An 11,035-nucleotide genomic window follows, 5' to 3' on the forward strand; every position below is an offset into this window, starting at 1 on the left:
ACCGCCTATAACGGTGCATGGAGCTTTCGAAACCACCATACTTACTCGCCCACGGAACGCGCTTGTCTCTTTCAACAAGCCCACTCATTTCTAAGTGCTCGCCACTCACAGATAGTACATTCGCTAGTTCGTCAGTGTTTTACCACATTCTCACCATATTAGGTTTTTAACGACCCCCGACCTATCCGCTACAGCCCCTACCTCTAGGTGCATTTCGGTACTAAGATTTCTAGTACTACGGTAGCGTTCAACCGACTTCACCGAGCTTCACACCCTATTCAATGACACCTTTGAATAACGCATGTCGGAGTATTAGAGTAGGCGTTTTGAGACGTTACCCTCTCATTCCACCTATCGAGCGAAGAGTTCACGACTCTCTTACTTGTCTTTGCGACGTTCGGACAGCGTGCATAACCTTTTCAGTTATGAACGTGTCGCACGATGATTATGTGAACAAATAATAGAAGCTGCAGATCTTTTTACAGCTTCGCGGAAAATTTCCCTAGGATGGACAATCGAAGCATTTAGACTGCCTATAAAAATCGTCTGTCTATGAATAATTTGATTCTTCACATTTAGAAAAAGAACTACAAAATGCTCCTGGTTCAGTGAGGTCATATCAGGCATTAAATAGGCAGCGGCATCCTGCGGTGAACGAATCGTATATTTTTCATCGCTTTGTTTCTGCGCGAGACGTCTACCGAGTTCAATTGCCGCTAATAACTGAATGGCTTTAACCTCACCAATCCCTCTAATTGCAACCATTTCTTCTATTGTTGCATGTTTCAAATGATGTAAACGCTCAAAAACGCTTAGTACGCGATTTGCAAGTACAAGGACAGACTCTTCTTTAGTGCCTGTCCTTAGTAAAATAGCCAGTAGCTCCTGATTCGATAAACTCATAGCTCCTTGTCTACGTAGTCTTTCACGGGGGCGATCCTCTATATGAACGTCTCGTATCATCGTCCTTGGTAAAACATCATTCGTCAAAAAAGCCTCACTCCTTCGCAAATTGGATAATATTGCGTGCCACCAATTGCGTAAACAACGCTGCAAGTGGTAAGCCGACAACATTGTTATAATCTCCTTCAATACGTTTCACTAGAAGGGTTCCAGCAGTTTGAATGCCATAACCACCTGCTTTATCAAATGGATCTCCCGAATCTACATATGCTTCGATGAGCTCCTGCGATAAATGATGAAAGACTACATTTGTCTCTTCGACAAATGTTGTTTCATTACCGTTAGGCTCAATAATGGCAACAGCTGTCATGACCGCATGACACTTACCTGATAAGCGTAATAAGTGAGAAATTGCCTCCTCACGATTTTTTGGTTTATGAAGAAGCTCATCATTATAAACAACAATCGTATCCGCTCCAATAATCGTTGCATTTGGAGCTTTTTTTGCCACATCACGTGTTTTTAAAAGAGCTACACCTTTTACATAATCTTGCATTGTAGTTGCCTGTACGCTTGTCTCTTCTACTTCACTAGTTATTATGTCGAAGGGAAGCGATAGCATAGCAAGTAATTCCTTTCGTCGTGGTGAAGCAGAAGCAAGCACTATCTTGTTATTGGTTTTAAACATTATCTGACCATTCCTCCTTATTAGTTATCATAACGGAGAATTTGGGATTTGAAAATTTTCTAAAAATCAAGATAATGCTTATTTCACTATCTTTTATGCTTAAAATTTCACTTGAAGACAAGCATTTTTCGATTTGTAATGAGCCAAGACTTGTAAGCGAATGATGCTGGCATCGGTTGAAATAGACGAAGCTGCCGCTCCAATAGATTGCCAATCAGCAGGTAGCGTAGAATCTTTGGATTTATCCTTAAAATTTAATTTTGTTGCATTTTTGTCAGCTAACACAGATGGAAGCTCTGTCATCGTTGCCTCCTTACAACTGTCACCACTCAAAGTGAATGCTTTTTTAAATGTTGCAGGATCTTTTAAAAAGACAAGTTGACTTTCATCTGTTACCACACTTGTCCAAATATAAAATTTCCCATCAACCTCGACAATGGCACTTTCTTTTAATGAAGGATGTTCAGATACAAATGCGCTTGCACTTTCATAATTTGAATAAACCCCTGCTTGACTTGCAAAAAGCATGGGTCCGTTCGTTGCTCCTCCAGCTGTCGGAATTGTTTCTCCAGATGAATTACCATTATTACTTTTAGTAGCTACCTCAGTGTTATCATTTGAAGAAAATTTAGTACTTGCTTGAAGAATACCTAAAAAAATGCCTACACCAAAAAGTCCTACTATTCCTCCAATAATCATCGCTCGAAATATTTGTTTTCTCATCACTTGACTGACAATTTTCATTCGACCATCACCTCTTTCTTTAACGTATCAAAGTAAATTTAGAAAAGACCAATTTGATATATAAGTATATGTATAAAAAGATGTGTAAATGCGAATTTACTACATTTTGATTTACTAGTTATTTTCGAGGTTTTACTGCAAAATTAAATATTTTTGCAACGAAAGTTTTACTATAAACAAAAAAGATCAAATGTGTTGATTAACCATTTTTATCCACCCCAATTAATTAGAAGGCTCTGATTTCCGCTACGGGCTACTCGCTTTCCTGGGGCGAGCGTCGAGCCGCTTCCTCCGCTGAAGGAACGAAGGCTAAATGCGTCACGTCCTGTGACAATGCCTTCGTGACCAACATCATGTTGGCCTCAGGGTCTCGTCTGTCTCGCTTTCCCGCGGGAGTCGAGTAGCCCTACGCTACAATCAGTTAAAATGAGTATATATTAGCAAAATATCAACATAAAAATCCTTTTAATCAGCCAATAATAAACCTATATTTTCCTAATCAACACGCCTAAAAAAAAGATCAAAGAATAATTTTGCTGAAATAGTCCATCGTATAATTTATTTTTCACACTAAATAAAAAAAACCAGGCCTCATTTTTTATGAGTACCTGATCTATACTGAAATATATTGTCTGCACTATGTTAGTTATTTTTTAATCTACTGCGTACTTCCGTTAATAAATACAACGAACCCGATACAATAGTCCTCGATTTGTTTGCTGACTGTCGTTTTAAAAATTGCACATAATCTTCTAAAACTGCTTTATGAGAGGCGTTAGACAGCTCAAGCATGTTCTGAGCAGCCATCGCACGTGGGTTATCAAAATCAACAAAGTAAAAACAATCACTTACTTGCTCAAATTGTTGCAAAATCTCTTTTACAGCCTTATCTGCCAGAATTCCAATTACAAAAGTAATCTGCTCATCTAGGAACTCATGCTTAATCGTTTCTATTAATTTCTCGGCACTCGCTGGATTATGCGCACCGTCTAAGACAATATAAGGCATAATCTCTTCAAAACGTCCTAAAATGGTTGCATTTTTCACGGCTTTTTGAATAGCTTCTTTACTAATTTGTAACTCCAATGCGGTCGCCACTTCAATAAAGGCTGTAATAGCAAGTGCCATATTATTCGCCTGATGTGCTCCCTTTATAGTGCGTGCAAGCTTTGTAATACGGAGGCCATTGTCATTATGCTCATAACTCTCTCCATCATTCTCTTGTTCCACATAAAATTGATGATTTAGCTCAAGAACGGATGCATGTTTTTTGTTGGCTTCCTGGTAGACTATATTCTTCGCTTCTAACGGTAAATCGCCGATAATAACTGGATGATAAGCCTTAATAATTCCTGCTTTATGGTAGGCAATACTTTCAATCGTATCTCCTAAAAAATTCGTATGCTCTAATGCGATACTCGGTATGATAGAGACAATTGGCGTGACCACATTCGTACTATCAAGTAACCCCCCCATACCAGCTTCAATAAGGGCAATATCTACATTACTAGCAACAAAATGTAAAAATGTTGCAACCGTTAAAAGTTCAAAATCTGTTAGTTTCCCACTAAGTCCAGCTACCTGCATTTGTCGAAATACATGATTCATTTCAGCTTCTGTAATAGCTTGACCTTCTACTTGAATTTGGTCATGCACGTCAAAAATACAAGGAGACATAAATTTCCCAACACGCAAACCATGTTCCTTGGCGATCGATTCTAGAAATGTAAGTGTTGAGCCTTTACCGTTAGTCCCTGCTAAATGCACGACTTGCAATTTGTTTTCTGGATTACCTACTCGTGCTAATGCTTCTTCAATCGCAGTTAGACCAGGTTTAATTACATCATCACTCTGAATATTCCACTTTTCCTTGTAGCTATTCAATTTTGGGATCATCGTTGTTCCCCCTGTAGCCATTGTCGAATTTCAGCAATAAAATACAAGGAGCCTGTTATAACGATAACATCCTCATCATCTCTTTGATGTAGCATCGTTTGAACCATTTCACACCAATTCGCATTATATATTTTGTTCGTATTTGTAGATAATGCAGCTAATTGATCAGCAGGCATAGCATTCGGAAGCTCAATTTGTGTAAATGCCATTGATGTAGCAATACTATCCATTAAAGCAATACTTTTCGCATGATCTTTATCCGATAATGCTGCATATATAAATCGATAATTTTGGTGTGGATAAACTGTTTTAAGTGTTTGAATTAGTGCAGCAGTTCCTTCAGAATTATGGGCTCCATCTAATATAATATCACCAGGTAATTGCTCAAAACGGCCTGCCCACTGAGCTCTTGCCAACGCTTGACGAATTGATGCATCTGAAATATCAATAGCTCCATTCTCTCTTAACGTTAAGATCGCCGTAATCGCAAGGCTTGCATTATTTATTTGATGCGACCCAGCCATTTTTAATGGGACAGCTTCCATCTCCACATTTGCTTTACGGTAATTAAAATGTTGCATATCAGTACCTTGTTCAATATTTCCAACCGTAAAATCCCTCCCTAAAACAAGGCATGGGGCATGGCGATCATTTGCTACCTCACTAATAACAGAAAGTGCCTCCTCACTTTTAACACCCACTACAACAGGTACACTTTCTTTAATAATTCCCGCTTTCTCAAACGCTACTTTTGCTAACGTATCTCCTAAAAACGCAGTATGTTCTAATGAAACCGTTGTAATAATTGAAATTAGAGGCGTAACGACATTCGTAGCATCTAAACGTCCACCAAGTCCCGTTTCGATCAGTGCAAAATCCACTTCTTCATCGGCAAAATATTGGAACATAATAAGTGTTACCACCTCAAAAAAGCTCGGAAATTCACCTTCATAATGTGTCTCAATAATCTCAGCAACGTTGTTCATATAGTGTAAAAATTGTGCATCATTAATTTGCATTCCATTAATAGTCATACGTTCATTAACACGCTCTAAATGGGGTGAAGTAAAGGCGCCTACTTTGTAGCCAGCATGTTGTAACATTTCTCTTAGCGCATTCACTGTTGACCCCTTTCCATTTGAGCCTGCTAAATGGATAGCACGTAGCCTGTCCTGCGGGTTATTAAGAAGTGCTAATACCTCTCGCATCAATACGAGCGGTGCACGTTTATGATCAACTGCCTTCAATGTAAAAATAAAATCTGTACATTCTTTCATCGTTTTAAACAAAAGAAACACTCCCTCTTACTACAATATCTCCATTTTAGTACAAGTAGCGCCCAATACACATACTTTTCGTAAAAAACTGTTGTATACTTTCACTTCAATGAAAGATAAAAAACAGCGGATGACATTTGCCATCCGCTGTCTCAATCTTACATATTTTTTAGTTCTGCTAAACGTTTTAATACAACCGCATGCTTACTTTCGTAATCGGCTAATTTTTCACGCTCCGCATTAACTAATGCTTCCGGCGCTTTAGACACGAATTTTTCATTCGATAACTTACCATTAACTAGCTTCACTTCTTTTGCCCATTTTTCTAATTCTTTTTCAAGACGAGCAATTTCTTCTTCTAGATTAATAAGTCCAACAAGTGGTAGGAATAGCTCAGCTCCAGTTACTACTGCTGTCATTGACTGACCAGGAGCTTCTAAGTTTTGTCCAATTGTTAGTGATTCTGGATTACAGAATTTTTCTAAATATGCTTTATTTGCTTCAAGTACCGTAACTGTTGTAGCATCCTTCGCTGAAATATATAGCGGCACTTTTTTGCTCATTGGTGTATTAACTTCCGCACGAATATTACGTACTGAACGTATAATATCCATTAGGAGCTTCATATTGTCTGCTTCCTCTGCAAAATGAAGATCCGCACGTACAGTTGGCCATGCTGCCACTGTGATTGATTCGCCTTCATGAGGTAAGTGCTGCCAGATTTCTTCTGTAATGAATGGCATGAATGGATGTAATAGACGCATAGTTTGATCTAAAACATAAGCTAAAATAGAACGAGTCGTTTTCTTAGCTGCTTCGTCATCGCCATTTAACGGTAATTTAGCCATTTCAATATACCAAGAACAGAAATCATCCCAAATGAAGTTATACAGCTCACGGCCAACTTCACCAAATTCATAACGTTCTGCAAGAGATGTTACACGTTCAATTGTTTCATTTAAGCGAGTAAGAATCCATTTATCGGCAACTGATTTTTCACCAGTTAAGTCGATTTCATCATATGTCATACCTTCCATATTCATTAAAGCAAAACGAGAGGCATTCCAAATCTTATTTGCAAAGTTCCATACTGACTCTACTTTTTCAGTTGCATAGCGTAAATCTTGACCAGGTGAAGATCCAGTAGCTAAGAAGTAACGTAATGAATCAGCACCATACTGATCAATAACGTCCATAGGGTCTACACCATTGCCAAGTGATTTACTCATCTTGCGTCCTTCTTCATCACGTACTAAACCGTGAATTAATACATTTTTGAATGGGCGCTGACCTGTAAATTCAAGACCTTGGAAGATCATTCGAGAAACCCAGAAGAAAATAATATCATAACCAGTTACAAGTGTGCTTGTTGGATAGTAACGTTTATATTCTTCATTTGTCTCATCTGGCCAACCCATTGTTGAAAATGGCCATAGAGCTGACGAGAACCATGTATCTAATACGTCTTCATCTTGCGTCCAATTTTCTGCATCTGCTGGTGCTTCTTTTCCTACGTAAACTTCACCTGTTTCATTGTGATACCAAGCAGGAATTTGATGACCCCACCATAATTGACGAGAGATACACCAGTCACGAATGTTTTCCATCCAGCGAGAATATGTGTTTTCAAAACGTGACGGTACGAAGTTTACTTGCCCTTCTTCATCATTTTGAAGAGTAAGTGAAGCATCAGCAAGTGGTTGCATTTTTACGAACCATTGTGCAGAAAGATATGGCTCTACAATAGCACCAGAACGTTCAGAGTGACCTACTGAATGTGTATGCTCTTCAATACGGATAAGCACGCCTGCTTCTTGTAAATCAGCTACGATTTGCTTACGGCATTCAAAGCGATCCAACCCGTTATACTTGCCAGCAAGCTCGTTCATAGTACCATCTTCATTCATAACTAGAATGCGTTCTAAGTTGTGGCGGTTACCAACCTCAAAGTCATTAGGATCGTGTGCTGGTGTCATTTTTACAACCCCAGTACCAAATTCCATATCTACGTAGTCATCTGCTACGATTGGAATTTCACGACCTACGATTGGTAAAATAACTGTTTTACCGATTAAGTGTTGATAGCGCTCATCTTTCGGGTGAACGGCTACCCCAGAGTCACCTAGCATTGTTTCAGGACGTGTAGTTGCTACTTCCACATATCCTGAGCCATCAGCTAATGGGTACTTCATATGATAGAATGCACCTTGAACATCTTTATAGATAACTTCAATATCTGATAATGCTGTTTTTGCAGCAGGGTCCCAGTTAATAATACGTTCGCCACGATAGATTAAGCCTTTTTCATATAATTGAACGAAAACAGTTTTTACTGCATCAGAAAGACCTTCATCAAGTGTGAAACGCTCGCGAGAATAATCTAATCCAAGACCAAGCTTCGCCCATTGATCACGAATATGCCCAGCATATTCTTCTTTCCATTCCCATGTTTTTTCAAGGAATTTTTCACGACCTAAATCATAACGTGTAATATTATCTTCTCGTAGTTTGGCTTCTACTTTTGCTTGTGTCGCAATACCTGCATGGTCCATTCCTGGTAACCAAAGTGCATCATAACCTTGCATGCGCTTCATACGAATTAAAATATCTTGTAATGTTGTATCCCAAGCATGGCCAAGATGTAGTCTACCTGTTACATTCGGTGGTGGAATAACGATAGAATACGGCTCCTTTTCACTTGTAGGCTGCGCCTCAAAAAATTTCCCTTGTAACCACCATTCATAACGACCCGCTTCAATGGACTGCGGATCATATTTTGTAGGCATTGAAATGTTTTCTGTCATTTTGACTCCTCCTGTTAACTACTAATTTTGCGGTGTGAGATAGTACCAATCATTCTGTTTTTATGTCTTTAGGTAAAAGGACATTTAGCAGAAGATTAATGAAAATAAAAAAAACTCCTAACGTCTAAAAGGACGAAGGAGTTTAAGTTCGCGGTACCACCTTTAATTCCAGCAGAGGCGAGTTAAGCTGTCACACATTTCATCGAAAAAAATGTACTACTTGCTTAAGCCTTTACTACTGGCTCTCAATTCGGTAACGGTGTTTAACCGGCTTTAACTACTGTTAGTTCACTAAAGCTGCTCGAGGGCTACTTTCAATTAGGTACAAATAGAAACTTTTCAGCTACCGTTTCCTCTCTTAAAATGTACTAATAATTTACTCTTCCCTGTCATAGCATTTATATTCAACTTTTTCACATTGTACCGCAAAATCGTGCCATTTTTCAAGTGATTTAGTCATTTTTAGGAAGCACTACTAGAAAAGGAAGTGAAAATTCAAATGCGACGACGTAAGTTTAATCCTTGGCATTTACCACCATGGCTACGACAATTTCGTTTTTATTGCAAAACGATCATTGTACCAATTTGTGTTTTTCAGTTTATACGTGTCATCATCATTCCAACATCTGGGGATTTCATCATCTTATTGCTCCTGTTACTTCTATGCTATTTACTTTTGAATGAAATCATTTGAAACACGAACCTTTAGCGGTGTATAGTCTTCAGTTAAATCCCAGATCATCGATGGAACTTCATGCCAGGAGCTGGATTCACGGACTACAATATGACTTGAGGATTCCCTCAACATTGTTTTTTGCTCAACTGGTGCAGGCTTTCCTTTTTTGTCTGAAGCTACTATCGCTTCAGACTTTTCCTTTTGAGTTGCAAATGATACAATCTTCGATTTTTCCTCTTGTGCCGAAGCTGCTACAGCTACAGTTGTTTTTTCTTGATTCGAAGCTACTACAGTTGCAGGTTGTTTTACCTGTGCCGTTTCTTTTGTAAGATCCTCTTTCTCTATTTGAGCTGAGGCATTGACAGACTGATTTTCAAAAATATGAGCTTTTTCTAATGCTAGCTCATGCTCATTAAAAACACTTGTAACCGTCCATTCGAGCTGGCACATCTGATTCGTCAAAATAGGTCGAATATCCTTTACCATTAAATCTTCAATAGCTGCATCCTTTGGTAAATCTACATTTAAAGGGACTGCATACTCAAAATAACCAGTATCCCCTTGAATATCTAGCGTATCGATTTGCACTAATTCATCATCACCCATGTAAGCTTGCATATTTTGAAAATCAAAGCGAACATGTGCTGTGATATGATAAATACCCATTAATCGTAGAGAATCTTCTAACTGCGTTGTCTGCCACCGTGGCTTAATTTGTACAGCTGCTATTTCTGTTGGGCAGCCATATCCAGGAAAACAAAAAGTTTCACTCATATTCCAAGTTTTGTGTTCGATAATAATCCCTCCTCTTGCATCATATGAAGCTCTGAGGGATAGTATGCTATAGGATGATTAATTCATTTCGACTTGGCGTAATTATGTAGCTGTCTCTTTGCTTTCGCGCAGATAAACAATGCGTTCGGATTTTGTATTGCACCGCTCATCGAAACGCCCCTTGGGCAAGAGCCCGGCAGTAACGGAAATCCCCCCAATGATAAGCCTAAAAAAGGCATACTAGAAAACTTCTTCTAGCATGCCTTTTTACTGTCTGTATCAATTATGCCTCGGCATAATTGCGTCTGGAATCGGAGGCTTTAGGCCAACACGATGTTGGTCACTCAGTCGTTGCCACAGGACGTGGCGTTCTTAGACTGAGTTCCTATATTTCAGCGAGTGTTTGAACACCCGCTGAAAGAAGTTAACACTGTAATTATACATTCACCAATTTAATTTTATTTGCTACACGGTCTGTTAACATTTGTGTTGCTTTTGGTACGATTGGCTTAAATATTGGATTTAAAACAGGACCAGCTAATCCTCCTGCTGTTACTTCCAAGAAGCCTGTCATTTTTGTATTTTCTGCATCAATACTTTCTGCTAGGAAATAACCGTTTCCTGAAAAGTTATCAGAAATTCCTTTTAATTCGAATGTTACTTTAGTAGGTGCTGCCCATTCTAAAATAGCAATCTCTACTTGTACTGTTTTTTTCAAAACACCAACATTACCTTTAAACGTCCATGTTGAATTTTTTTCATCAATCATTTCATGTGCATTATAACCTGGGACAAGCTTTGCCCATTTTTCCATATCACTGACGAAATCCCATACATGTTCAATTCCTACGGGTACTTCGACCATATGTGTGCCTGTTGCCATATCAATTCACTACTTTCTTATACGAATAGCTATATTATATACGATTTCGCCCACAATTTGGCTATGCTGAAAGTTATAATTTTAATAAAATTTTTTTCAAGCGGTAACGATCATACCTTCTAACGGGCAAAAATATAAGCCTTTACAGATAAAGGGTTAATCACCAAAAGCTGTGGATGACATTTGTTAAAACATCTACTATGTAAATAAGTTGATTGGAGTGGAGACTGGGCGACTCCTTGGGGATTAGCAATAGAGGAACGAAGGCTAAAACCATCACATCCTGTGATAACGCCTTCGTGACCAACATCGTGTTGGCCCGAGACCCTGGAGCGAGCATCGCGAGTGAAGCGGCTCATCGGACGCCCCCAGGAAAGCGCCCAGTCGGAA

Annotated in this window: 7 protein-coding genes, 1 pseudogene and 1 other annotated feature; all 8 genes and pseudogenes read right to left on the minus strand. The window is 38.9% G+C overall.

What is annotated here, in order from left to right; translation table 11 throughout:
- Window positions 1-441: 441 nt before the first annotated feature.
- Window positions 442-963 (minus strand): annotated as a pseudogene (gene radC / locus ACQKN2_RS07285) (RadC family protein); the annotation flags it as partial.
- A 34-nt stretch (window positions 964-997) separates the two neighbouring features.
- The gene (locus tag ACQKN2_RS07290; RefSeq protein WP_427414374.1) at window positions 998-1,591 is read right to left on the minus strand and encodes a Maf family protein; all 594 of its coding nucleotides are present in this window, start codon (window positions 1,589-1,591) and stop codon (window positions 998-1,000) included.
- 99 nt (window positions 1,592-1,690) lie between these two features.
- A complete protein-coding gene (locus ACQKN2_RS07295; RefSeq protein WP_427414375.1) occupies window positions 1,691-2,335 on the minus strand; it encodes a hypothetical protein in 645 nt (214 codons plus the stop codon).
- Between the two features lie 642 nt (window positions 2,336-2,977).
- Complete coding sequence (locus ACQKN2_RS07300) at window positions 2,978-4,231, minus strand: bifunctional folylpolyglutamate synthase/dihydrofolate synthase (protein WP_427414376.1); 1,254 nt, start codon at window positions 4,229-4,231, stop codon at window positions 2,978-2,980.
- A complete protein-coding gene (locus ACQKN2_RS07305; protein ID WP_427414377.1) occupies window positions 4,228-5,520 on the minus strand; it encodes a bifunctional folylpolyglutamate synthase/dihydrofolate synthase in 1,293 nt (430 codons plus the stop codon). Before ACQKN2_RS07305 ends, ACQKN2_RS07300 begins: the two co-directional genes overlap by 4 nt.
- A gap of 146 nt (window positions 5,521-5,666) precedes the next feature.
- A complete protein-coding gene (locus ACQKN2_RS07310; protein WP_427414378.1) occupies window positions 5,667-8,312 on the minus strand; it encodes a valine--tRNA ligase in 2,646 nt (881 codons plus the stop codon).
- A gap of 125 nt (window positions 8,313-8,437) precedes the next feature.
- Window positions 8,438-8,714: a binding site (T-box leader), on the minus strand.
- A 268-nt stretch (window positions 8,715-8,982) separates the two neighbouring features.
- Complete coding sequence (locus ACQKN2_RS07315) at window positions 8,983-9,762, minus strand: valyl-tRNA synthetase (RefSeq protein ID WP_427414379.1); 780 nt, start codon at window positions 9,760-9,762, stop codon at window positions 8,983-8,985.
- A 436-nt stretch (window positions 9,763-10,198) separates the two neighbouring features.
- Window positions 10,199-10,645 carry a CoxG family protein gene (locus ACQKN2_RS07320; RefSeq protein ID WP_427414380.1) on the minus strand — a complete coding sequence of 149 codons (447 nt, stop codon included), beginning with the start codon at window positions 10,643-10,645 and terminating at the stop codon, window positions 10,199-10,201.
- Between the last annotated feature and the right edge of the window lie 390 nt (window positions 10,646-11,035).

Source organism: Lysinibacillus sp. NPDC093688 (genome assembly GCF_050280145.1).
In the GTDB taxonomy this organism is placed as follows: domain Bacteria; phylum Bacillota; class Bacilli; order Bacillales_A; family Planococcaceae; genus Lysinibacillus; species Lysinibacillus xylanilyticus_B.